This is a genomic window from Bacillus sp. ISL-51, from assembly GCF_018613535.1.
GTDB lineage: Bacteria > Bacillota > Bacilli > Bacillales > Bacillaceae > Bacillus.
On record NZ_JAGGQB010000006.1, the window covers coordinates 203,832 to 226,851 of the forward strand.

Here is a 23,020-nt window from a genome sequence, read left to right on the forward strand (position 1 = left end):
AGGATATGAACTTGCCGCATAATCACCGTTTGCAATTTTCTGTTGAAGAATCAATCTGTTTCCAAAAAGGACAGGAAGTTTCTGAGTTACTTTCGATTTCATTAGATCCTGACATCAGGGTACAGGAAGTAAATAATTACGTCTCAATTAAAGGATCATTAGAACTTACTGGCGAGTACAACATAGATCACAACGGACATTTTGAAGAACAGGCAGCAGAACTGAGGTTTGTAGATGAAGTGAAAGCGAGGGAGGACGGCACGGCTGAACTCCTTCATTGTTTCCCGGTGGACATCACGATTCCGAAAAATAAAGTAAGCCACTTAAATGACGTCTTTGTTTTTATCGATGCGTTTGATTATCAATTAACGGATTCACGGATTTTAACCATTCAGGCCGATTTAGCGATTGAAGGGCTGCTAGATGAAACAGAACAGAAGGAGCCGGAGGTGCCTTTGTATGTGGCTCCTGAATTTGCAAGAGAAGAGGCTGAACACCTTGCTGAACATGGGGCGGAAGAAGAGGAAAACGAACCTGAATTAATGATGCGCCATGTGCCGGAGCATCTATCAGAGGAGCCGGAGGATGCCGCGGTTGAAGTTGAAACCGAGGAGCATGAAGAAGCGAAGGAAGAAGAGGAAGCTCCTTTCCTCAGAGAACAGGAAGACGAACCTGTCTCATTTACTGAGCCGCCTCCCCCTGCTCCTGTTCTTCATGAAAAAGAGCCGGATGAAGCTGAAGAGCCGCAAGTTGTGACGGCCGAGAGGGACGATTCGGATTCTGAAGAGGAACCAGCTGAAACACCGGAGCAGCGGGAAGAGTATCTTGAGCCGCTTCCCCTTAATATTTCTTTGAGGTCCCAAGAAGATGAAGCTGAAAAAGAGGAATTACCCGTCCTTCAAGAGGAAGAGCCTGAACCTGAACTGCTTCTCCGTCATCAGGCGGAGAAAGCTGACACAGAGGCTGAAGAAAGCGCAGAGGAGGCTGCTAATGAGCCGGAAGATGAGCCGGAAGATGAGCTGGCGCCCGCTTATCGCGCCTTTCTCCCTGAGCAGGAAGAGCAGGAGTTTTACAGCGCTCCAAAGCTGCTGGAGGAAGAGGAGCAGACTGATGAAGGCTTTGAAATTGAAGTAAGGAAGGTGGCTCCGTCTGAGGAGGAACAAAAAGAGGAGCCGCCTCTTGATTTGTCCTTCCAGTTTTCAAAGATACCTTCTGAACCTGAAGAGCCGGAGCCTCAAGCGGTTCAAAGAGAAGACCAGGAAGCGGAAACAGAGCAGAAGGAACATACAAATTCTCATTATTTGACAAAGTTATTTACAAGGGAAGACGAAAAGTTTTCAAGAATGAAAATTTGTATTGTCCAGCAGCAGGATACGATAGAACGCGTGTGTGAGCGTTATGACATCACCTCCCAGCAGCTGATCAGAATGAATGCTTTATCGTTTGATGATGAGCTGGAAGAAGGGCAGATTCTATATATACCGGAATACAATAACAGCCATGCGTAAGCAGCAAGAGGCCTTAAAAATGTGGTGAATGGAATGGAAGCAGTCCAATCAGTGCTTCAGGAATACGGGCTGGAGGCTGAATATATCGAGCCTGTCAGCCCGCGTGTGTGGAAAGTCTGCACAAATCACGGCATTTTTGCTTTGAAACAGCTGGAGCCGGCCCGCAGCAGGCAATTCACGGATCATATGGTCGAAATCGAGGAGAAAGGATATCGTTCATTCGTTCCGGTCTACCGCACGCGTGCGGGCGAGTTTTTTTCGGGGAGCCGGGCGGAGGATTCCTATTATTTAATGCCTTGGCTGCAATATGATGAGGAAGAAGAGCGGGATCAAAAACACGTTTATCTTTTTAAAGAAATCGCAAGGCTCCACTCCGCGACCGTACGGGATATCCCAATCAGACCGGAGGAAATCAGCAGCTTTTATGAAATGACGAAAAGAGATTGGGAAAATGACAAGCTTGTCTACGAGCAGTTTGCCGACAGGGTCGAAAACGAGTGGTACCTTTCTCCTTTTGAGCTGCAGGCTGTAACGTATCTTGCAGAAACGATTTCCGCTGTGAACTTTGCTCTCGAACGGCTGGAAGAGTGGTATGAAGCAGCGAAGGACAAAGAAACGTCAAGAGCGGTGATCAATCACGGCAGCTTATCAAGCCGCCACTTTCTTTATAATGATGTGGGGGCCGGCTTTTTCACGAATTTCGAAAAAGCCTCTCTGGGGCCTCCTCAAAACGATCTGCTTGGCTTTTACTCCAGATTGTTCAGAAGCTATCCGAAAGCCTGCCCGGAGTGTCTGGAGTGGTTTTATACGTATCACAAAGCCTTTTCCCTTCGCGAAACGGAAATCAGCCTGTTTCTCAGCTACATGGCTTATCCGTCCGGCGTGTACAAAGTGCTCAATCGGTATCAAACAGATCAAAGGGGTACAGAAAAAGACGAATGCACTCAATTGTTAAGGGCGTATTGGCAAATGAAAAATATTGAGCCTTTTCTCACGAAGGTGTATCAAATGGAGCAGGAGAAAAAAATAAAGGCTGAAAACGAGTCCACTTCATGACGGACTCGTTTTTTTATATCCATTCCAAATGTAAAGCGCACGCTAAAAACAGCAGAATGGCAAGCAGCAGGACATCAAAGGTCGTCGGAAAGAAAATCGTTCTGATACCTTGAAAAATCGTGATGGGTATAATGACTTGCGCGGATACGAGGCGGACCTGTCTGGCCCACGGCGGCAGCGAATAAGAATTAAATTTTTTCCTCACGGCACATCCTCCTAAAAGTCGCCTTTACTTGATCATATGTGAAGAAAAAGGGCGGGGTGCATGCCCATTTATGTATGACGGCAATGGTTTTTGGAAAAGATGATTGACGAATCAAAAACACTTTTACTATAATAAAGAACATAAATAAACAAGATCATGAGCTGATAAATACACCTGCTGAGAACGGGAAGAGTACAAGAAAGACGCATGAAGAGAGAGAAGCTATTATGCTGAAAGGCTTCTTATGACGTCTCATTGGAAGGTCGCCCGGGAGCATAATTTCTTGAAATACCAAGTAGAGAAATTCGGGCCGCACCCGTTATCCGTTTAAGTGCATGAACACTTGCTGTTCATGAAAAAAGGTGGTACCGCGAAAGAGCTTTTCGTCCTTTACAGGGATGAAGGCTCTTTTTTAGTTGCTCAGCCATTTCTAAACATGCTGGAGGGTTATGATGGATACAAACGAACAAACAATGCCGACAAAATATGATCCGGCAGCCATTGAAAAAGGCCGCTACGATTTTTGGCTGAAAGGAAAATATTTCGAAGCCGGCGGTGATCAGACGAAACAGCCGTACTCTGTCGTCATTCCGCCGCCAAACGTGACAGGCAGACTGCACCTCGGCCATGCGTGGGATACGACGCTGCAAGATATCGTGACGCGAATGAAGCGTATGCAGGGCTATGACGTGCTGTGGCTTCCGGGCATGGATCATGCCGGTATCGCCACTCAGGCAAAAGTTGAGGCAAAGCTCCGTGAACAGGGCACAAGCCGGTATGACTTAGGCCGCGAAAAATTTCTTGAAGAAACATGGAAGTGGAAAGAAGAGTACGCTGACTTCATCCGCAGCCAATGGGCCAAAATGGGTCTCGGACTCGATTACTCACGCGAACGCTTCACTCTGGATGAAGGACTGAACAAGGCAGTGCGTGAAGTATTCGTCAAACTGTATGAAAAAGGCCTGATTTACAGAGGCGAATATATCATCAACTGGGATCCGGCGACAAAAACGGCATTATCCGATATTGAAGTCATCTATAAGGATGTGCAGGGCGCATTTTATCATTTGCGCTATCCGTTAGCGGACGGTTCAGGCTCAATTGAAATTGCGACCACCCGCCCGGAAACGATGCTTGGCGACACGGCGGTTGCGGTTCATCCGGAAGATGAGCGCTATAAGCATTTGATTGGCAAAACCGTTATTCTGCCGATCACAAACCGTGAAATTCCGATCGTCGGCGATGATTATGTCGATATGGAATTCGGTTCAGGAGCTGTTAAAATCACGCCTGCCCACGACCCGAATGACTTTGAACTCGGCAACCGCCACAATTTAGAACGGATTCTCGTCATGAATGAAGACGGAACAATGAATGAAAATGCGTTAGCATATAACGGAATGGACCGGTTTGAGTGCCGCAAAAAACTCGTCAAAGACCTGCAGGAATCATGCGTTCTCTTTAAAATTGAAGAGCATATGCACTCTGTCGGCCACAGTGAGAGAAGCGGCGCGGTCGTTGAGCCGTATCTGTCCACGCAATGGTTTGTCAAAATGCAGCCGCTTGCCGATGCGGCGGTTGAGCTTCAGACAAAAGAAGAGAAAGTCAACTTTGTTCCCGACCGTTTCGAAAAAACATACTTACACTGGATGGAAAACATCCGCGATTGGTGTATTTCCCGTCAATTATGGTGGGGCCATCGCATCCCGGCCTGGTATCATAAAGAAACAGGGGAAGTGTATGTCGGCCTTGAGGCGCCGGAAGACAGCGAAAACTGGGAGCAGGATGCAGACGTGCTTGATACGTGGTTCAGCTCCGCGCTTTGGCCGTTTTCCACTATGGGCTGGCCTGACGAAAACGCGGAAGACTTTACGCGTTATTACTCAACCGATGTGCTTGTAACAGGGTATGACATTATTTTCTTCTGGGTATCCCGCATGATTTTCCAAGGCCTTGAATTTACGGGCGAGCGTCCGTTTAAAGACGTGCTGATTCACGGCTTAATCCGTGACGAACAAGGCAGAAAAATGAGTAAATCGCTTGGCAACGGCGTTGATCCGATGGATGTCATCGACCAGTACGGAGCAGATTCTCTCCGTTATTTCTTAGCTACCGGAAGCTCTCCGGGGCAGGATCTCCGTTTCAGCTACGAAAAAGTGGAGTCTACATGGAACTTTGCAAATAAAATTTGGAACGCATCCCGTTTTGCATTAATGAACATGGACGGCATGACCTATGATGAGCTTGATCTCTCCGGAGAAAAATCAGTTGCCGATAAGTGGATTCTGACAAGACTGAACGAAACGATTGAAAACGTGACTCAGCTTGCGGACCGTTATGAATTCGGTGAAGTCGGACGCCATTTGTACAACTTCATCTGGGATGATGTGTGCGACTGGTATATTGAAATGGCGAAGCTTCCGCTCTACGGGGAAGATGAAGCTGCGAAGAAAACCACCCGCTCTGTCTTGGCATACGTGCTTGATCAGACGATGCGTCTGCTTCACCCGTTCATGCCGTTCTTGACGGAGGAAATTTGGCAGCACCTTCCTCATGAGGGCGAATCGATTACAATCAGTTCTTGGCCTGTTGCGGTGCCGGAACATACGGATACAGAAGCCGCGGCAGATATGAAACTGCTTGTTGAATTAATCCGTTCAGTCCGCAATATCCGCAGCGAAGTCAATACGCCGATGAGCAAGCAGGTTGAGCTTTATATTAAAACATCTACAGAGGACATCGCTGAGCGCCTTGAGAAGAACCGCTCTTACGTTGAGCGCTTCACAAACCCGAGCACACTGAAAATCGGAACCGGTATCAATGCGGCCGATAAAGCGATGACAGCAGTCGTAACCGGAGCGGAAGTGATTTTGCCGCTTGAAGGGCTCATTAATATTGATGAAGAAATCGCTCGTTTACAAAAAGAATTCGACAAGCTGACAAAAGAAGTCGAACGCGTTCAGAAAAAACTCGGCAACGAAGGATTCATCAAAAAGGCTCCTGAACATGTCATTGAGGAAGAACGTGAGAAAGAAAAAGACTACACGGCAAAACGCGAGGCTGTCCGGCTGCGGATGGCAGAGCTGAAAGGCTGAATAACGAACGGGGCGGTTTCCTAAGAAACCGCCTTGTTGTATAAAAGAGGGGATTTCATTGTTTAATACGTACAAAGAAGCGATCAGCTGGATTCACGGCCGGCTCAAATTCGGCGTAAAGCCGGGCCTTCTCCGTATGGAAAGGCTTATGGAAAAATTGGGCCGCCCCGAGAAGAAAATCCGCGCCATTCATGTGGCGGGCACAAACGGAAAAGGGTCAACCGTCTCATTTATCCGTTCCGTGCTTCAAGAAGCCGGCTATACGGTAGGCACGTTTACATCTCCGTATATCATTACGTTTAATGAACGTATCAGCGTCAACGGCACGCCGATTTCTGATGAGGAATGGAGACAGCTTGTTAACGAAATTAAACCTTTTGTGGATGAACTGGATGAGACGGATGCCGGAACGGTGACAGAATTTGAAATCATCACGGCCTGTGCATTTTTATATTTTGCAAAACAAAGCGGCATTGATTTTGTCATTTTCGAAGCGGGGCTTGGCGGAAAATACGATTCAACCAATATCGTTGAACCGCTGCTGACCGTTATTACAAGCATCGGGCATGACCATATGGCGATTTTAGGCCATACCATTGAGGCGATTGCTGGGGAAAAGGCCGGTATTATAAAAGAAGGCATTCCGATCATTACAGGCGTCAATCAGCCGGAGGCGCTTGGCGTCATCGAAGCCGAGGCCGAAGAAAAGCAGGCCCCGTATCAGTCATTATATGAAACGTGCAGTCTTTTTAACGAAGCAGCGCTTTTGTCCGGCGAATCCTTTTCGTTAGAAACCGATGTGAAACGCTATGAAAATATTCAAACCTCATTGATCGGCATTCATCAAAGGCAGAACGCGGCATTGGCGATTTTGGCGGCTGAATGGCTGAACCGGTTAACATATGCCGACATTCCGGAAGAAGCATTGCGGAACGGGCTGAAAAAAGCTGCATGGCCTGGCCGATTTGAACGGCTTCAAGAACGTCCTCTTGTGTATGCGGACGGCGCTCATAACGAAGAAGGAATAGAAAAACTGGCCGAAACCGTCAAGCAGCGCTTTGCTGGCAATACAATTCATGTCGTCTTCAGCGCATTAAAAGACAAACCGTACCAGGAAATGATCAAGAAGCTTGAAACGGCTGCAGACTCTATTCACTTTACGTCGTTTGACTTCCCGCGTGCTTCAAGCGCGAAAGACCTTTATGACGCAAGCAGTCTGGCGAATAAAAGCTTTGATGAAGACCCGGACAGCGTAAAAGAATGGATAGAACAAAAAGACGGAGCAGATGACATCATCATCATTACCGGATCACTGTATTTTATTTCAGAAATGAGAAAACGGCTTATCTCCTAGCCGTAAAAAGCCCGGCAGGACAAATTACGGTTCTGCCGGGCTTTTCTAAATGCAAAAGCCATTTTTGTGCATTTGGGGCCTTGCGTTTCTCTATGCTACAATCTGAGCCAGATTGATAGAAAAGGTGTGGTCAAGATGATGCTTTTCATTCTATTTGCCCTCGGTTTAATCCTCGGTTCTTTTTTTTATACGGCAGCGTGCCGCATCCCGATGCGGATCTCGATTGTTTACCCGCGCTCAGCCTGCTCTTTTTGCCGCTCCCCGCTTTCTTGGACTGAATTGATTCCTGTTTTTTCTTATGCCGTGCAGAGAGGAAGGTGCAAAAGCTGCCGGCGAAAGCTGTCACTGATGTATCCCGCGGTTGAATGGTGGACGGCTTGTTTGTTTACGGCTGCCGGTATCCGCTTTGGTTTGACGGCAGAACTGTTTGTCGCTCTTCTGTTTCTCTCTCTTTTGATTATTGTCACTGTGACGGATCTGCATTATATGCTGATTCCTGACAAGGTTCTGCTGTTTTTTCTCCCGTTTTTCATTGCCGGACGATTTTTCTCCCCGCTTGGTTCATGGTATGCAGGGCTTGCCGGAGCAGTTTGCGGTTTTCTTCTGCTTGCCGTTATCATGTTTGCCAGTAAAGGCGGGATCGGCGGAGGAGATGTAAAACTGTTCGGGGTTATCGGGCTTGCGCTTGGCGTAAAGCTCGTGCTCATTGCGTTTTTTCTGTCCGTTATCATCGGAGCCGTATACGGGGCGTGTGCTCATCTTGGCGGAAGGCTGGCAAAAAAGCAGCCTTTCCCCTTTGCGCCGGCCATCGCAGCAGGCAGTATCGTGAGTTATTTATACGGAGAGGAGCTGTTTTCGTTCTATATCCATCTGGCCTCCGGCTGATGCTGAAAAATTTGGCGAACGTTTTTTGGACAAGACGACAAAAGTCTTGTTCTTTTTTTTTTCGCCTATGCTAAAGTGTGAAACATGATCAGTTCATGGTACGGCCAAGACGAAAGCGAGGGGGAAGAGACGGTGAAAAAAAGGAAAAGCAAAAAGAACAGCAAAGCAAAAAATAATGCCCTTAAAGTGACTATTAACGGAAAAGAAGAAACCATGTATGGACAAGAGGAAATGAAAGCCGGAGAAGAAAAAACAGTCACATTTTCGAATTGGGAGGAAACTAAAAAGGCGGAGCAGGAGACTGCAGCCTCTCATGAAGACCCTAAGGAAGATGATTTTAACTGGGATGACGAGGGGGAAAAGGACGTTTTTGAGGATGATCCGAAAGTCGTTCCGCCATACCAAAAGAAAAAGGCGGGAGGCCATATGTACTCAAAAAAGAAGCACCCATCCTCTCCCGTAAAAAGAGCGGTCACAACGATTGCCGTTGCCGCAGTTTTAGGAACCGGCCTCGGCCTTGTCGCCTTAAATATGTCCGGCAGTAAAGAGGCGTCTGCCCCGGCAGCAGCTGACAAAGGCTCACAAGGGCAGACGGTAAAAGCGGGAGACTCAGCATCTGACAAACAAGAAACGGGTGACACAAGCAATTCGGGACAGGCAGAGGGGAATTATAAGACATATGCGGTGCAAGCGGGAAAATTTTCATCGGAAAAAGGAGCCAAAACCTTAGTTGACCAGCTGACTGAAAAAGGATATTCAGCAGTCTCTCTATCAAAAGACGACGGATACACCTATGTGATCGCCGGCCTCTCAGCAGAAAAAAGCCTATCACAGCAATTGGGGCAGACGCTGATAGACAATGATTTTGAGGCTTGGGGAGGAAAAGAGCTTTCCTTTGCGGTCGAATCCGATATGGAGGATTCCTTTAAACAAGCATCCGAACTGTCCGCCAAAGCGATCATCGGTAAAGAAGTAGCAAAAGCCGATGTGGCCAAAATCACAAAAGCGGTAAACAGCGGAGATGCGGCTGACAAAAAGGAAAAAGAGGCTCTGCTTCAAGCGCTGAAGGAACTTGAAACGCCAAGTCCCGAGTCAGGCTGGAAGGCTCAGCAGGAACTGTTGAGCGTTGTAAAATAATATTTCTCCTCCCGTCATCTAGGCGGGATTTTTTATTTTGTCATGAAAAAGTTATTTTTCTGAAATTGTAGATGCGGGTTTGATTTGGTAGGATAGACAAGTATCTTTTTTTCTTAAGCAAACCCTGAAAGGATGACAATCATGACAAAACGCTTAATACTCGCCTCACAATCTCCGCGAAGAAAAGAACTCCTTGATCTTCTTCAGATACCTTACAGCATTATTGTGAGCCATGTAGATGAAAAATTAAATCGAAACCTTTCACCGGAAGAAAACGTCCAATGGTTGGCTGAGCAAAAAGCCGGGGCTGTAGCCGGCGAAAATCCCGATGCAGTCGTTATCGGAGCTGACACGATGGTTTGTATAGACGGTGAGTGCCTCGGCAAACCGCGTGACAAAAAAGAGGCGGCAGATATGCTGCGGAGGCTTTCCGGCCGAAGCCATCAAGTCATTACAGCGGTCAGCATCCAGGCGCGAGACCGGAAAAAAACGTTCTCTGAAACGACGGAAGTGACCTTTTGGCCGCTCAGTGAAGACGAAATACAGAATTACATCGAAACTAAAGAACCGATGGATAAAGCAGGTGCATACGGCATCCAAGGAAAAGGCGCGCTTTTAGTGAAAAAGGTAGACGGAGATTTCCATTCTGTCGTCGGGCTTCCTGTTTCAAAAACAATGAGAGCCCTGAAAGAATTTAATATAAAAGCTTGATGTTCAAACGGGGAAGGGGAATAAGGAGGGCTTGATCATCTGCGATCTGCCGTTAAAACTCAGAGATTTCCCAGAAAAAGAAAAACCGAGAGAACGGCTTCTGCACTGCGGAGCCGAAAATCTGTCAAACAATGAATTGCTCGCAATCCTATTAAGAACGGGGACAAAGCATGAATCTGTAATGAACCTCTCTCACCGGCTGCTCCGCACGTTTGACGGCCTGCGCCTGTTAAAAGGCGCCTCCGCCCAAGAGCTGTCGAGCATTCCCGGAATCGGCACAGTGAAAGCCGTTCAAATACTGGCCGCAATTGAGCTGGGGAGCCGCATTCATAAGACATCCGCCGAGGAACATTACGTCATCCGCTCACCGGAAGACGGGGCAAATTTTGTGATGGAGGATATGCGCTTTTTATCCCAGGAGCATTTTGTCTGTTTATATTTAAATACCAAAAATCAAGTCATTCATAAACGCACCGTTTTTATAGGAAGTCTGAATTCATCTATTGTCCACCCGCGGGAGGTGTTTAAAGAAGCTTTCAAACGATCCGCCGCGTCCTTCATTTGCGTTCACAATCATCCTTCAGGAGATCCTACACCAAGCAGGGAAGATATTGAGGTAACAAGACGGCTTTTTGAATGCGGAAATTTAATCGGCATCGAGCTGTTGGATCATTTGGTCATTGGTGATAAAAAATTTGTGAGTTTAAAGGAAAAAGGATATTTGTAACACTTTTTTTTTCGTTAATTTAAGATATAATAGATTTTATGAGTTTTTCCCTTTAGGGTATTTTTGCTTTAAGAAAGGAAGATACATACATATGTTCGGAATTGGTACAAGAGACCTTGGTATAGATCTGGGAACTGCGAATACGCTTGTGTTTGTAAAAGGTAAAGGAATTGTTGTAAGAGAGCCGTCTGTCGTTGCGCTGCAAACGGATACGAAATCAATCGTGGCTGTCGGTAACGACGCTAAAAACATGATTGGGCGCACACCGGGTAACGTGGTGGCCCTCCGTCCGATGAAAGACGGCGTAATCGCTGATTATGAAACAACTGCGACAATGATGAAATACTATATTAATCAAGCTGTGAAAAATAAAGGTTTATTTGCGAGAAAGCCATACGTTATGGTTTGTGTGCCGTCAGGTATTACAGCGGTTGAAGAACGCGCTGTCATCGACGCGACAAGACAAGCCGGTGCACGTGACGCTTACCCGATTGAAGAACCGTTTGCGGCTGCCATCGGTGCAAACCTTCCTGTTTGGGAGCCGACGGGCAGTATGGTCGTTGATATCGGAGGCGGAACAACGGAAGTCGCAATTATCTCATTAGGCGGCATTGTTACATCTCAATCCATTCGCGTGGCCGGTGACGAAATGGATGATTCGATCATCAGCTATATCAGAAAAACATATAACCTGATGATCGGGGACCGTACGGCAGAAGCTATCAAAATGGAGATCGGTTCAGCGGAAACGGGCGAAGAAAATGCAACAATGGAAATTCGCGGCCGCGATCTGCTGACAGGCCTGCCGAAAACAATCGAAATTACGGGAACCGAAATTGCAAATGCATTGCGTGACACCGTTCTTTCTATCGTTGACGCAGTGAAGAGCACGCTTGAAAAAACACCGCCTGAGCTTGCCGCTGATATTATGGACAGAGGCATTGTGTTGACAGGGGGAGGCGCGCTGCTTCGAAACCTTGACAAAGTCATCAGTGACGAAACGAAAATGCCGGTTCTTATCGCTGAAGATCCGCTTGATTGTGTTGCGATCGGTACTGGAAAAGCACTGGAGCACATCCATCTTTTCAAAGGGAAAACAAGATAATCAGGAGTTAAATAGAAGAGGTGTAACACGATGCCGAATAAACGGTTAATGCTATTACTTCTGTGTATTATCATATTGGTGGCTATGATTGGATTCTCGCTGAAGAACGGCCGTAATACCACCTGGCCTGAAAAGCTGATCGGTGATACGACGGGAGTATTTCAAAATATTTTTCACACGCCTGCCGAATATTTTGCAGGGTTCTTCGGGGACATAGAAGACCTGAAAAACACATACAAAGAAAATGAACGTTTAAGAGAAAAACTGGACGGACAGACGCAATATGAAGCAAAGCTCCAAGAATTGAAAGATGAAAACAAGAAATTGCTTGATGAACTCGGACACGTCAAATCGATTACCGATTATGAACCGATTTTAGCGACCGTTATCGCGAGAAACCCTGATCAATGGTACAAGCAAATCATGATTAATAAGGGATCGAAACAAAAAGTGGCCAAAGACATGGCTGTCACAAACGAAAAAGGCGCGCTGGTCGGGAAAATTAAAAGCAGCGGGCTTAACAACTTTACATCTGCCGTTCAGCTGCTAAGCGATGTTGACCGCAACAACAGAGTGGCAACCAAAATCTCGGGTAAAAAAGGCAGTAAAGGCTACGGTTTAATTGAAGGGTATGACAAAAAGAAACAAACCCTTAAAATGACCATTCTTGAGCCGGATGAAAAGCGCGAAGTGAAAAAGGGCGATCTTGTGGAAACCTCCGGAACGGGCGGTGTATTTCCTCAGGGGTTGACAGTCGGCGAAGTAACTGACGTTGAATCTGATTCTTACGGACTGACCAAAATCGCGTACGTCAAACCGGCTGCCAACCTGTATGATTTAGACCATGTTATTGTGGTGAACCGCAGCGTAGCAACTTCTGATACAGGGGAGGAAGGATCGTGAAACGTTTCCTTCTCCCTTTGATTATGATGCTGGTCTTTTCTGGGGAAAGCATCTATACTGATTTGGTGCATTTTCCTTTCGTTTCCGACGAACAGCAGGTTGTTCCGCACTTTCTTTTGCTTGTTTTAATTTTTATGTCCGCTTTCATCAATCAAAAACATGCGGTCATTTATGGATTCATTTTCGGTCTTCTCTATGACATCACGTATACGGGTGTTTTAGGAGTTTATATGTTCGGTTTTGCCGGCCTATGCTACCTGGCTGCCAAAGCGTTTAAAGTATTGCAGACGAACGCTTTAATGGTCATTCTTGTGGCGGTGCTCGGCGTATGTGTGCTTGAATTTTACGTCTACGGGATTCAGAGTTTAATTCACAGAAGCACAATGACGTTCAATGAATTTGTCATTCAGCGGTTTTTACCGACCGTTTTACTGAATATTGCAGGCGCAATTGTGTTAGTCCTGCCTTTTAGGCTGTTTTATATAAGTCTAAAGAAAGAATTAAGAGATGAGTAAAAAGGATTTTATCTTTTTTTGACGAAAAGAGTATGTTGTTGAGGTGAACATTGTGAAGACCAAAAAGCAGCAATATGTAACAATAAAAGGAACAAAAAACGGCTTAACATTGCATCTGGATGATGCGTGTTCTTTTGATGAGCTTCTCGATGGTCTTCAAAGTATGCTGTCGATTGAACAATATACTGATGGCAAAGGTCAAAAAATCAGTGTTCATATTAAACTCGGACATCGCTATCTGTATCAGGAACAGGAAGAACAGCTCACTGATCTGATCGCGTCAAAGAAAGATTTAGTCGTTCATTCAATTGACAGTGAAGTCATCGCTAAAGAAGAAGCGCAGCGCATGAAAGAGGAAGCGGAGATTGTTTCGGTTTCTAAAATTGTCCGTTCAGGGCAGGTGCTTCACGTGACGGGAGATTTGCTATTGATCGGAGATGTGAATCCCGGCGGAACGGTTAAGGCCGGAGGGAATATATTTGTTCTCGGCTCATTAAAAGGAATTGCCCACGCCGGTTATAACGGAAACAGCCGGGCCGTGATCGCTGCTTCCGAAATGCTGCCGACACAATTAAGGATCAATCACGTGTTAAATCGCTCCCCAGACCACATTCAAAAAGGGAACGACATGGAATGTGCTTATTTAGATACAGACGGAAATATGGTCATTGAACGCCTTCAACATTTGGCTCATTTAAGACCTGATCTAACAAGGCTTGAGGGAGGAATGTGAAATTGGGTGAGGCTATCGTAATAACTTCGGGAAAAGGCGGAGTAGGAAAAACAACAACATCTGCAAACCTCGGTACCGCCTTAGCCATTTTAGGGAAACGCGTCTGTTTAGTAGATACAGATATCGGACTGCGCAACCTTGATGTCGTAATGGGTCTTGAAAACAGAATTATATATGACTTAGTTGACGTAATTGAAGGCAGATGCAAGATGCATCAGGCGCTTGTTAAGGATAAACGTTTTGATGATCTGCTTCATTTGATGCCGGCTGCCCAGACAAGCGACAAAACGGCTGTTGTTCCTGAGCAAATCAAATCGCTTGTGCAGCAGCTCAAGCAGGAATTTGATTATGTCATCATTGATTGTCCCGCCGGAATTGAACAAGGCTATAAAAATGCCGTTTCCGGAGCTGATAAGGCGATTGTTGTGACAACGCCGGAAATTTCAGCGGTGCGGGATGCCGACCGTATTATCGGTCTTTTGGAGCAGGAGGAAATTGAACCGCCGCGGCTTATCGTTAACCGCATCAGAAGTCACCTTGTGAAAAACGGGGATACGATGGATGTCGACGAGGTTGTTCATCATCTTTCTATTGATCTGCTCGGAATCGTCGCTGACGATGATGAAGTGATTAAAGCATCAAATATCGGCGAACCGATTGCAATGAATTCAAAAAATCGCGCCAGCATTGCATACCGCAATATTGCCCGGCGTATTTTAGGAGAATCCGTTCCTTTACAGGTGCTTGAAGAGCAGCAAAAAGGAATGATGGCGAAAATAAAGTCATTTTTCGGCGTGCGGTCATAATAAAATAATAGAACACAAGGATCTGATGAAGCGGCAGCTTGTCAGGTCTTTTTTTTTGTTTATCATCAGCAAGGCGCATATTTGCATTGGACAAGGCATAGGATGTACAAACCCAACGATTGCAAAGGATGATAGCGATGAGTCACAGAGCTGATGAAATTAGAAAAAGACTGGCCAAAAGAAGAAAGCAGCAGCCCGGTCCAAAACGCCCTGCTGCCGTCCAAACCGCTCAGAAGAAACAAAAGCTCCCCGCTTGGCAGGCAGTCAAGGAACAAGAAAAGCACAGGCTCCTTCCGAGCTATGAAACGGAACATCCGCCGGAATTCAACGGAAGGCATCCATTGATTAATACCAATTCTATCATTTTAAAATGCCTGCTGGCGGCGTGTCTTGTTCTTATCTCCGCTATTGCCTATAAAACTGACAAACAGCCTTTGGCTCAAATCAAGCCGGCTATTGCGCAAACTTTTCAAAAAGAATTTCAGTTTGCTGCCGTGAGCCACTGGTTTGAGTCCGCATTCGGAAATCCGCTCGCTTTTCTCACACCCGGCACGAAAAAAAAGGGCGGCCAAGTAGCGGTCAGCCATGATCTTGCTGTACCTGCTGCAGGCAAAATCCAGGAGGACTTTCAGAATAATGGGGAAGGCGTAATCGTAGAAACGGCCAGCGATACAATTGATAGTGTAAAAGAGGGCTATGTCGTTGAAGTCAATAAAGATAAGAAAACAGGATTGACGGTTAAGGTGCAGCACGCTGACAATACCTGCAGCATTTACGGACAGCTTAAAGACGTTAACGTGTCTCTGTATGATTTTATCGATAAAGGCAAAAAGATCGGTTCCATCAAGCTTGACGATAAGAATAAAGGCCAATACTATTTTGCGATGCAAGAAGGAGACAAGTTCATAGATCCGATTCAGGTGATCACATTTGATGAATAAATGGCTGAGTCTGATCTTAAAAATTCACGTTCATCCTTTTCTTTGGATTATTATGGGGCTTGGGCTTGTGACAGGGCACATTAAAGCGCTGTTATGTCTTTTGCTGGTTGTATTCGTTCATGAGCTGGGGCATGCTGCTCTGGCCGTGTTTTTTTCGTGGCGGATTAAACGGATTTTTTTGCTTCCCTTCGGCGGGACGGTTGAAGTGGAGGAGCACGGAAACCGGCCGCTCAAGGAAGAATTTGCGGTCATTCTGGCCGGCCCGCTGCAGCATTTATGGCTTCAGGCGGCAGCTTGGCTCCTTTTTGGGTCAGGCATAGTCGGACAGCAGACATTCGAGATGTTTACATTTTATAACCTGTCGATTCTTTTTATCAACCTGCTGCCGATCTGGCCGCTTGACGGAGGAAAAATGGTGTTTTTATACTTTTCAAAACAAATGGCTTTTCAAAGAGCGCATCTTCTCAGTGTCCAGACCTCGGCCGCTTTCGCGTTTTTGCTCTGCTGCTGGATTGTACTGGCTGTTCCCTTGCAGATCAGCGCCTGGGTGCTGTTCGTATTTCTCGCGGCTTCCTTGTGGGATGAATATCGGAAAAGGCATTATATTCAGATGCGGTTTCTATTGGAGAGATATTACGGAAACAACCGCGATGTTGAGATGCTGCTCCCTCTGACGGTCAAGGCTGATGCCAAGGTTAAGCACGTGATGGCTGAATTTAAGCGGGGATGCAAGCACCCGATCATCATTGAAAAAGCCGGCGAGAAACTCAGCCAGCTTGATGAGAATGAAGTGCTGCACGCTTATTTTGCCGATAAGCGGACAGATTCCTCTATGGAAGAACTGCTGCTGCCTTACTAGAAATAGATTGACATATGTCTTCTGTTTTGATATATTTTTTAATGTTATGGATGTAGCACCATTGCTACAACCGCTCGGTACAGGTGTTAAGAGCTCTTTAGCCCCCTGCTGCTGGCGAGTCTTAGTCTAATAGGAGGTGCAGAGAATGTACGCAATCATTAAAACAGGCGGAAAACAAATCAAAGTTGAAGAAGGTCAAACTGTTTACATCGAAAAACTTGCTGCTGAAGCAGGTGAAACAGTGACGTTTGAAGACGTATTGTTTGTTGGCGGAGACAGCGTGAAAGTCGGCAACCCAACAGTTGCAGGCGCGACAGTTACAGCTAAAGTTGAAAAACAAGGCCGTGCGAAAAAAATCACAGTTTTCCGTTACAAACCAAAGAAAAATGTTCATAAAAAACAAGGTCATCGTCAGCCTTATACTAAATTGACAATCGAAAAAATCAACGCGTAAGCATGATTCAGGCAACAATTCGAAGATCCCGCACAGAAGAGGGCGTTTTGTCCTTTGAAATGACGGGGCATGCCGATTTTGCTGAACATGGACGAGATCTCGTTTGCGCCGCGGTCACAGCTGTCGTCTTCGGGGCAGTCAATGCGGTTATCGCGCTGGCTCCTCTCGAACCGATTCTTGATATAGGTCAGGACGGGGGTTATTTCTATTTTGAATTCCCTGAAGCCGCTGATCAGGAAGCTTTTCAAAAAGCGCAGCTGCTGATTGAAGGCATGATTGTTTCTCTTGAGACAATCGAGCGGGATTACAATGACCATTTACGGTTGACTACAAACCAAATATAGGAGGTGAGTTACATGCTTAGATTAGATCTTCAGTTTTTCGCTTCTAAAAAAGGTGTAGGTTCTACAAAGAACGGACGTGACTCTGAATCTAAACGTTTAGGTGCTAAACGTGCAGACGGTCAATTCGTTACAGGCGGATCTATCCTTTACCGTCAACGCGGAACGAAAATTTACCCAGGTGAAAACGTGGGCCGCGGAGGAGATGACACTCTTTTTGCTAAAATCGACGGAACTGTTAAATTCGAACGTTTCGGCCGTGACCGCAAAAAAGTGAGCGTATATCCTGTAGCTCAATAATGACACAAAAAACTCCGGTCGTTGACTGGAGTTTTTTTTGCAGTAAGCGGAGTAACATCAAGAATGAAAAGCAGAGGATGTGCGAGTGAACCCCGCCTAGAATGAGAACACCAGCTTCTCACCCACTGGATATGTTCCCCAAGCAGTGATACAACAATGTTTCTGCCTGGCATCCAAAACGCATGCCGATTCAAAAAAGGAACATGATGAACCAGGAAAAACAAGTGTTTTTCTAACAAAGCCTTCTCTGTTATAATTCATAGTACACACTTATCAAGACTCCTAAAAAGAAATTAAATGATTGGGAGTGCGAAAATGAAGGATGTATCGAAGAAACAAGAAGAACCTATAAGCGAAGCGGCTTTAACCAACGAGCTGATCCGTTTAATGGGTCATTTCCGGCATGATTGGATGAATAAGCTTCAGCTTATTAAAGGAAACTTAAGCTTGCAGAAGTATGACCGTGTTGTTGAAATCATTGACGAAATGGTCATAGATGCAAAGCATGAATCAAAGCTCTCAAACCTGAAAACCCCGCACTTGGCGTTTGACTTTCTGACGTTTAATTGGAAGTCCCAATATATGAGGCTTGAATACGAAGTGCTCGGAGAGATAAAAGATTTATCGGCATATGATCAAAAGCTGTCGAACCTGATGAGAAAACTGTTTCATCTGTTCGGTCTGGCGGTAAGCAATGAAAGTGAAAATCATCTGACCGTATCGCTTCAAACGGATCACCCTGACAGACAGCTTATTTTATATCTCGATTTTCACGGAACCATTGCAAATGCAGATGTTTTTGATGATTTTCGCAAATCCCGATGTGAGGACTTTGATGTGATGCAATTTGAGCTGACGGGCCATGAATGTGTGGCCGAAATTGGGATGAACTAGCGGTTTTTTACGGTTTAGAACGGAGGATATTATGTTTGTAGATCAGGTGAAAGTATATGTAAAAGGCGGCGACGGCGGTAACGGAATGGTTGCGTTCCGCCGTGAAAAATATGTGCCGAAAGGCGGGCCTGCGGGCGGCGACGGAGGAAAAGGCGGCGACGTCGTTTTTGAGGTCGATGAAGGGCTGCGCACGTTAATGGATTTCCGGTACCAAAGACATTTCAAAGCCATCCGCGGCGAGCACGGCATGTCTAAAAATCAGCACGGTAAAAACGCGGATGACATGGTGATTAAAGTTCCGCCCGGCACAGTCGTGACAGATGATGATACAAAGCAGGTCATTGCCGATCTGACTGAGCACGGCCAGCGCGCCGTCATTGCAAAAGGCGGACGCGGCGGACGCGGAAATACCCGCTTTGCGACACCGGCCAATCCGGCTCCGCAGCTGTCAGAGCACGGAGAACCCGGAAAAGAGCGCTATATCGTGCTTGAATTAAAGGTGCTTGCAGACGTAGGCCTCGTCGGTTTCCCGAGTGTCGGAAAATCTACGCTTTTGTCTGTCGTATCATCGGCAAAACCGAAAATCGCGGATTATCATTTTACAACGCTTGTTCCGAATCTGGGCATGGTGGAAACAGATGACGCGAGAAGCTTCGTCATGGCGGATTTGCCCGGTTTGATTGAAGGGGCTCATGAAGGGGTCGGGTTAGGCCACCAATTTCTCCGTCATATCGAACGGACGCGCGTCATTGTCCACGTGATTGATATGTCGGCGATGGAAGGCCGCGATCCGTATGAGGATTATCTGACCATTAATCAGGAGCTCAGTGAGTATAATCTGCGGCTGACAGAGCGCCCGCAAATTATAGTCGCAAATAAAATGGACATGCCTGAGGCAGCTGAAAACTTAAAGGCGTTTAAAGAAAAGCTTCAGGATGACCATCCTGTCTTCCCGATCAGTGCGGTGACGAGAGAAGGGCTCCGCGAGCTTCTGTTTGAAGTCGCTAACCAATTGGAAACAACGCCTGAATTCCCGCTGTATGATGAGGAAGAACTGGCGGAAAACCGTGTCTTGTACACGATGGAAGATGAAGAAATGCCGTTTAACATCACCCGCGATCCTGACGGTGCATTTGTGCTTTCAGGAGACAGCCTTGAACGCCTGTTTAAGATGACTGACTTCTCCCGTGACGAATCCGTCAAGCGCTTTGCTAGACAGATGCGCGGAATGGGCGTTGATGAAGCGCTGAGAGAACAGGGAGCAAAAGACGGAGATATCATCAGGCTCTTGGAATTTGAATTTGAATTTATTGATTAAAAAGAAGGAGAGCTTGCTTTGCAGGCTCTCTGATGTAAGAGGGAGGGGTGCAAATGAAAGAAGAGACATTTTATTTAGTCCGTGAAGATGTTTTGCCTGATGCGATGCGAAAGACCCTCGAAGTTAAAAAGCTGCTCGACAGAAAAAAAGCTGAGTCAGTTGCAGACGCCGTGCAAAAAGTGGATTTAAGCAGAAGCGCTTTTTATAAATACAGAGATGCGGTTTTCCCTTTTTACACAATGGTTAAAGAACAAATAATCACACTTTTCTTTCATTTGGAGGATCGGTCAGGCGCGTTATCCCAGCTTTTGCAGGCGGTAGCTGACTCTGGAAGCAATGTGCTTTCCATCCACCAGACGATTCCGCTTCAGGGCAGGGCGAATGTAACGCTCTCAATCAGCACGTCCGCAATGGAGGAAAACATTCATACGTTAATGAATAAACTGAGAAAATTTGATTTTATAGAAAAAGTTGAAATCTTAGGGTCAGGTGCGTAAGGAGAGAAGAAATCATGAAAGTCGGTTATTTAGGTCCAGAAGCTACATTTACACATCTAGCAGTCAGTTCTTGCTTTCAAAACAGTATGACACAAGCTGCGTACCATACGATACCGGCATGCATGGATGCGGCGGTTGCAGGGGAAGTTGATCTCGCCTTTGTTCCTTTAGAGAATGCGCTGGAGGGATCGGTTAATTTAACGATAGACTACTTGATTCACGAACAGCCTTTATCGATCGTGGGGGAAATGACGCTGCCGATTCACCAGCATCTGCTCATCCACCCTTCGAGAGAAAGTGAGTGGAAACACCTTGAGAAAATCTATTCCCATTCTCACGCCATCGCGCAATGCCACAAATTTCTTCACCGGCATTTTTCGTCTGTTCCTTATGAGTATGCAAAATCAACTGGTGCGGCGGCTAAATTTGTCAGTGAGCACCCTGAACTTCCGATCGGTGTAATTGCAAATGAAATGGCGGCCGCTACATACGGATTACGCATCGTCAAGCGTGACATCCAGGATTATCAGGACAATCACACAAGATTTGTCATTCTTTCACCTGAAAAAGATGTCTCATTTGAAGTGAACGCAAAGCTGACTTCAAGACCGAAAACGACGCTGATGGTGACGCTCCCTCAGGATGACCAATCAGGCGCCCTGCACAGGGTGCTGTCTGCTTTTTCATGGAGAAACTTAAACCTGTCAAAGATTGAATCGCGCCCGACAAAAACCGGTCTGGGCAACTATTTCTTTATCATCGATATTGAACAGGCGATGGATAAGGTGCTCATTCCGGGTGCCGTTCAAGAACTGGAAGCCCTGGGCTGCCGGGTCAAGCTTCTCGGAACTTATCAATCCTACCGTCTGTAAAAAAAGCCCTCTTGCTTGAGGGCTTTTTTTAATCCTTTATTAATATTCCTGCGTCATCCAGCGCCTGGCAGGCTTGATCGATCCGCTCTTCTGTCGGTGCGCTCAAAGTATGAAGATGCACGCCTCCGGTCAGCTGAGACAGGTGAGCGGCGTTTGTCGAGTTAATTTTATTCATGAACTGTTTCATTTCTTTACGGGTGCTGACCCGTATGGAAGCTGTTAAATCGCCGTATACGGGATGTTCAATGATTACGTCCTTTATGGTGACACCTTCGTCGACGATGAGCTCAAGCTCTTCTTCCGTCCGCTCCGGTCCGTGTATGCAGGCGATAATCCGTTCTGCGTCTTTTTCGCCGCCCGCGGTCCGGCTGATGTATAAGTAGCCTTGGCTGGTTGCGATGATCGGCTCATTTTTTGCCTTCAGCAGCGAAATGTCCTGCACGATGACTTGTCTCGACACGTTCGCTTTTTTTGCTAATTCTCCCCCTGTTAATGGTGAGCCGGCTTCTTTCAGCCAATGAAGCAGCGTCTCGCGTCTTTTTGCCCCCGTAAGCTTTGTTCCTTCTGTCAAATTGCTGATTCTCCTTTCCTTTGCTCCCATAGCGCCGTAAACGTATGTAATAACATATCGAGCTGGTCAAATGTGGTCTCGTTCCCGAATGAAATCCGGATAAACCGCCGCGCGTCCCGTTCGGTTTTTTTCAATGCCTTCATAGCCGAAGAAGGGCCGTGGTGCCCGGCGGAACAAGCGCTGCCCGTTGAGATGCAAATATCGTTTCGATTACATTCTAACATAACATATTGTCCTTCAAAGGAGTGAAAAAAACACCCGACAATGTGGGGCAGGCATTCGCCCTCCGTCTCCTCAGCAGAGAATGAGACGGGGAGACTGCGAAGACGGACTTGCTCAAACAAATAATGCCGCAAGCTTTCAGCATGCAGACAGTTTTTTTTCATATTCTTCACTGCATATTCCGCAGCAGCCGTAAAAGCGCCGATTCCCGGCACATTGACCGTACCGGCCCGAAAACCATTTTCATGTACTGTATGGGGATAAACCGGCTTCCAACTGACACCGGGCCGAATATAAACGGCGCCTGCCCCCTTAGGTCCGTACACCTTATGGCTCGAAACGGAAAGGGCGTCTATTCCGGTCTCATCGGCATGAATCGGCAATTTGCCAAAGGTTTGCACGCAATCGCAATGCAGGAGAATCCCTCTTTTATGGAGAAATGCCGCCAGGCGCTGCACCGGCTGAATGAGCCCTGTTTCTGAATTGGCATGCTGAATGGAAACCAACCCTGTATCAGGCCTGATATGGGCTGCCAATATGTCCTCGGTAATAACCCCGTTTTGATCTGGATACATGATAGTGACGTCGATCCCCTGATGACACAGAAAAGCCGCGGCATTTTGGATGGAATGATGCTCCATGGCGGTCGTAATAAAATGTTTTTTTCCGGCAGGAAGGGCATTTAACAATGATTGAACCGCCAGTATGTTTGCTTCCGTTCCGCCGCCTGTAAAATAAATGCCGTCAGCCTCTCCTCCGAGCAGCTCCCCTAAAGAATTTCTGCAGTATGTGAGCACATTGGCCGCTTTTCCGCCGGCGTCATGAAGGCTGCTCGCATTTCCGTATACTTCCGTGCTGAGGCGCTGAAATACTTGCAGGGCTTCTTCGCGCACAGGCGCTGACGCTGCGTAGTCAAGATAAATCATGTAGTCAGTCTCCTATCCGTTCATGATAAAAAATGCTTGAGTTTATTTTATCGTTGTGTAAACATAGGTGTCAAGACAGGTGTAA

The 23,020-nt window shown here is 46.5% G+C and carries 25 protein-coding genes and 2 other annotated features; of the genes, 22 read left to right on the plus strand and 3 right to left on the minus strand.

The genetic code is table 11. The features are described 5' to 3' along the window. Positions 1 to 11: 11 nt before the first annotated feature. Both J7E26_RS09635 and ysxE read left to right on the plus strand, forming a co-directional pair. Entirely contained in the window at positions 12 to 1,508 is a 1,497-nt protein-coding gene (locus tag J7E26_RS09635) for a LysM peptidoglycan-binding domain-containing protein (protein ID WP_214798097.1), read from the plus strand. A gap of 33 nt (positions 1,509 to 1,541) precedes the next feature. Then, positions 1,542 to 2,564, plus strand: coding sequence for a spore coat protein YsxE (ysxE, locus tag J7E26_RS09640; RefSeq protein WP_214798930.1), 1,023 nt, complete (start codon positions 1,542 to 1,544; stop codon positions 2,562 to 2,564). A gap of 13 nt (positions 2,565 to 2,577) precedes the next feature. On the opposite strand, the gene J7E26_RS09645 is transcribed toward ysxE, so the two are convergent. Further along, positions 2,578 to 2,769: a hypothetical protein gene (locus tag J7E26_RS09645; RefSeq protein WP_045926471.1), complete on the minus strand. Its 192-nt coding sequence runs from the start codon at positions 2,767 to 2,769 to the stop codon at positions 2,578 to 2,580. 170 nt (positions 2,770 to 2,939) lie between these two features. Continuing rightward, positions 2,940 to 3,163: a binding site (T-box leader), on the plus strand. Between the two features lie 58 nt (positions 3,164 to 3,221). On the opposite strand from J7E26_RS09645, the gene valS reads away from it, so the two are divergent. From valS to pheA, 20 genes are all read left to right on the plus strand, one after another. Next, positions 3,222 to 5,864 (plus strand): valine--tRNA ligase, encoded by a 2,643-nt coding sequence (valS, locus tag J7E26_RS09650; RefSeq protein WP_214798099.1) that lies wholly within the window; start codon positions 3,222 to 3,224, stop codon positions 5,862 to 5,864. Positions 5,865 to 5,922: 58 nt separating this feature from the next. Continuing rightward, complete coding sequence (locus tag J7E26_RS09655; protein WP_214798101.1) at positions 5,923 to 7,218, plus strand: bifunctional folylpolyglutamate synthase/dihydrofolate synthase; 1,296 nt, start codon at positions 5,923 to 5,925, stop codon at positions 7,216 to 7,218. Between the two features lie 138 nt (positions 7,219 to 7,356). Beyond that, a complete protein-coding gene (locus tag J7E26_RS09660) occupies positions 7,357 to 8,103 on the plus strand; it encodes a prepilin peptidase (RefSeq protein ID WP_214798933.1) in 747 nt (248 codons plus the stop codon). A gap of 132 nt (positions 8,104 to 8,235) precedes the next feature. Beyond that, positions 8,236 to 9,240, plus strand: coding sequence for an SPOR domain-containing protein (locus tag J7E26_RS09665; RefSeq protein ID WP_214798103.1), 1,005 nt, complete (start codon positions 8,236 to 8,238; stop codon positions 9,238 to 9,240). Between the two features lie 141 nt (positions 9,241 to 9,381). After that, positions 9,382 to 9,951, plus strand: coding sequence for a Maf family protein (locus J7E26_RS09670; protein ID WP_214798105.1), 570 nt, complete (start codon positions 9,382 to 9,384; stop codon positions 9,949 to 9,951). Positions 9,952 to 9,982: 31 nt separating this feature from the next. Then, a complete protein-coding gene (radC, locus tag J7E26_RS09675) occupies positions 9,983 to 10,678 on the plus strand; it encodes a RadC family protein (protein ID WP_214798107.1) in 696 nt (231 codons plus the stop codon). Positions 10,679 to 10,769: 91 nt separating this feature from the next. Then, positions 10,770 to 11,783, plus strand: coding sequence for a cell shape-determining protein MreB (gene mreB / locus J7E26_RS09680; RefSeq protein WP_061522939.1), 1,014 nt, complete (start codon positions 10,770 to 10,772; stop codon positions 11,781 to 11,783). Positions 11,784 to 11,813: 30 nt separating this feature from the next. Beyond that, positions 11,814 to 12,686 carry a rod shape-determining protein MreC gene (gene mreC / locus J7E26_RS09685; RefSeq protein WP_214798109.1) on the plus strand — a complete coding sequence of 291 codons (873 nt, stop codon included), beginning with the start codon at positions 11,814 to 11,816 and terminating at the stop codon, positions 12,684 to 12,686. After that, a complete protein-coding gene (mreD, locus tag J7E26_RS09690; protein WP_214798111.1) occupies positions 12,683 to 13,201 on the plus strand; it encodes a rod shape-determining protein MreD in 519 nt (172 codons plus the stop codon). Before mreC ends, mreD begins: the two co-directional genes overlap by 4 nt. Positions 13,202 to 13,253: 52 nt before the next feature. After that, the gene (gene minC / locus J7E26_RS09695; RefSeq protein ID WP_061523004.1) at positions 13,254 to 13,934 is read left to right on the plus strand and encodes a septum site-determining protein MinC; all 681 of its coding nucleotides are present in this window, start codon (positions 13,254 to 13,256) and stop codon (positions 13,932 to 13,934) included. Positions 13,935 to 13,936: 2 nt separating this feature from the next. Next, entirely contained in the window at positions 13,937 to 14,740 is an 804-nt protein-coding gene (minD, locus tag J7E26_RS09700; protein ID WP_214798113.1) for a septum site-determining protein MinD, read from the plus strand. Between the two features lie 137 nt (positions 14,741 to 14,877). After that, positions 14,878 to 15,681 carry a M23 family metallopeptidase gene (locus J7E26_RS09705; protein WP_214798114.1) on the plus strand — a complete coding sequence of 268 codons (804 nt, stop codon included), beginning with the start codon at positions 14,878 to 14,880 and terminating at the stop codon, positions 15,679 to 15,681. Beyond that, positions 15,674 to 16,540, plus strand: coding sequence for a M50 family metallopeptidase (locus J7E26_RS09710; protein ID WP_214798115.1), 867 nt, complete (start codon positions 15,674 to 15,676; stop codon positions 16,538 to 16,540). Before J7E26_RS09705 ends, J7E26_RS09710 begins: the two co-directional genes overlap by 8 nt. Before the next feature lie 58 nt (positions 16,541 to 16,598). Then, positions 16,599 to 16,672: a sequence feature (ribosomal protein L21 leader region), on the plus strand. Positions 16,673 to 16,685: 13 nt separating this feature from the next. Next, complete coding sequence (gene rplU, locus J7E26_RS09715; protein WP_003152660.1) at positions 16,686 to 16,994, plus strand: 50S ribosomal protein L21; 309 nt, start codon at positions 16,686 to 16,688, stop codon at positions 16,992 to 16,994. Between the two features lie 2 nt (positions 16,995 to 16,996). Then, positions 16,997 to 17,338: a ribosomal-processing cysteine protease Prp gene (locus J7E26_RS09720; RefSeq protein ID WP_214798116.1), complete on the plus strand. Its 342-nt coding sequence runs from the start codon at positions 16,997 to 16,999 to the stop codon at positions 17,336 to 17,338. Between the two features lie 12 nt (positions 17,339 to 17,350). After that, the gene (rpmA, locus tag J7E26_RS09725; RefSeq protein ID WP_003152662.1) at positions 17,351 to 17,635 is read left to right on the plus strand and encodes a 50S ribosomal protein L27; all 285 of its coding nucleotides are present in this window, start codon (positions 17,351 to 17,353) and stop codon (positions 17,633 to 17,635) included. A 315-nt stretch (positions 17,636 to 17,950) separates the two neighbouring features. Next, complete coding sequence (locus J7E26_RS09730; RefSeq protein ID WP_214798117.1) at positions 17,951 to 18,529, plus strand: sporulation initiation phosphotransferase B; 579 nt, start codon at positions 17,951 to 17,953, stop codon at positions 18,527 to 18,529. A gap of 31 nt (positions 18,530 to 18,560) precedes the next feature. After that, positions 18,561 to 19,847, plus strand: coding sequence for a GTPase ObgE (gene obgE / locus J7E26_RS09735; RefSeq protein ID WP_214798119.1), 1,287 nt, complete (start codon positions 18,561 to 18,563; stop codon positions 19,845 to 19,847). A 53-nt stretch (positions 19,848 to 19,900) separates the two neighbouring features. Continuing rightward, positions 19,901 to 20,344, plus strand: coding sequence for a transcriptional regulator ThrR (gene thrR / locus J7E26_RS09740; protein WP_007408173.1), 444 nt, complete (start codon positions 19,901 to 19,903; stop codon positions 20,342 to 20,344). Between the two features lie 14 nt (positions 20,345 to 20,358). Continuing rightward, positions 20,359 to 21,216, plus strand: a complete 858-nt coding sequence (gene pheA, locus J7E26_RS09745; RefSeq protein ID WP_214798121.1) for a prephenate dehydratase — start codon at positions 20,359 to 20,361, stop codon at positions 21,214 to 21,216. A 28-nt stretch (positions 21,217 to 21,244) separates the two neighbouring features. Here the strand turns inward: pheA and J7E26_RS09750 are convergent, their stop codons facing one another. Continuing rightward, positions 21,245 to 21,787, minus strand: coding sequence for a transcription repressor NadR (locus tag J7E26_RS09750; protein WP_214798123.1), 543 nt, complete (start codon positions 21,785 to 21,787; stop codon positions 21,245 to 21,247). Beyond that, a complete protein-coding gene (locus J7E26_RS09755) occupies positions 21,784 to 22,935 on the minus strand; it encodes an IscS subfamily cysteine desulfurase (protein ID WP_214798124.1) in 1,152 nt (383 codons plus the stop codon). The genes J7E26_RS09750 and J7E26_RS09755 overlap by 4 nt, the downstream gene beginning before the upstream one ends. Positions 22,936 to 23,020: the final 85 nt, after the last annotated feature.

Coding starts and splice junctions, on each gene's coding strand:
- ysxE (WP_214798930.1), top strand. CDS start 1,542: ATGGAAGCAGTCCAATCAGTGCTTCAGGAATACGGGCTGGAGGCTGAA.
- valS (WP_214798099.1), top strand. CDS start 3,222: ATGGATACAAACGAACAAACAATGCCGACAAAATATGATCCGGCAGCC.
- J7E26_RS09660 (WP_214798933.1), top strand. CDS start 7,357: ATGCTTTTCATTCTATTTGCCCTCGGTTTAATCCTCGGTTCTTTTTTT.
- J7E26_RS09670 (WP_214798105.1), top strand. CDS start 9,382: ATGACAAAACGCTTAATACTCGCCTCACAATCTCCGCGAAGAAAAGAA.
- mreB (WP_061522939.1), top strand. CDS start 10,770: ATGTTCGGAATTGGTACAAGAGACCTTGGTATAGATCTGGGAACTGCG.
- mreC (WP_214798109.1), top strand. CDS start 11,814: ATGCCGAATAAACGGTTAATGCTATTACTTCTGTGTATTATCATATTG.
- J7E26_RS09705 (WP_214798114.1), top strand. CDS start 14,878: ATGAGTCACAGAGCTGATGAAATTAGAAAAAGACTGGCCAAAAGAAGA.
- J7E26_RS09710 (WP_214798115.1), top strand. CDS start 15,674: ATGAATAAATGGCTGAGTCTGATCTTAAAAATTCACGTTCATCCTTTT.
- rplU (WP_003152660.1), top strand. CDS start 16,686: ATGTACGCAATCATTAAAACAGGCGGAAAACAAATCAAAGTTGAAGAA.
- J7E26_RS09720 (WP_214798116.1), top strand. CDS start 16,997: ATGATTCAGGCAACAATTCGAAGATCCCGCACAGAAGAGGGCGTTTTG.
- rpmA (WP_003152662.1), top strand. CDS start 17,351: ATGCTTAGATTAGATCTTCAGTTTTTCGCTTCTAAAAAAGGTGTAGGT.
- J7E26_RS09730 (WP_214798117.1), top strand. CDS start 17,951: ATGAAGGATGTATCGAAGAAACAAGAAGAACCTATAAGCGAAGCGGCT.
- obgE (WP_214798119.1), top strand. CDS start 18,561: ATGTTTGTAGATCAGGTGAAAGTATATGTAAAAGGCGGCGACGGCGGT.
- thrR (WP_007408173.1), top strand. CDS start 19,901: ATGAAAGAAGAGACATTTTATTTAGTCCGTGAAGATGTTTTGCCTGAT.
- pheA (WP_214798121.1), top strand. CDS start 20,359: ATGAAAGTCGGTTATTTAGGTCCAGAAGCTACATTTACACATCTAGCA.
- J7E26_RS09755 (WP_214798124.1), bottom strand. CDS start 22,935: ATGATTTATCTTGACTACGCAGCGTCAGCGCCTGTGCGCGAAGAAGCC.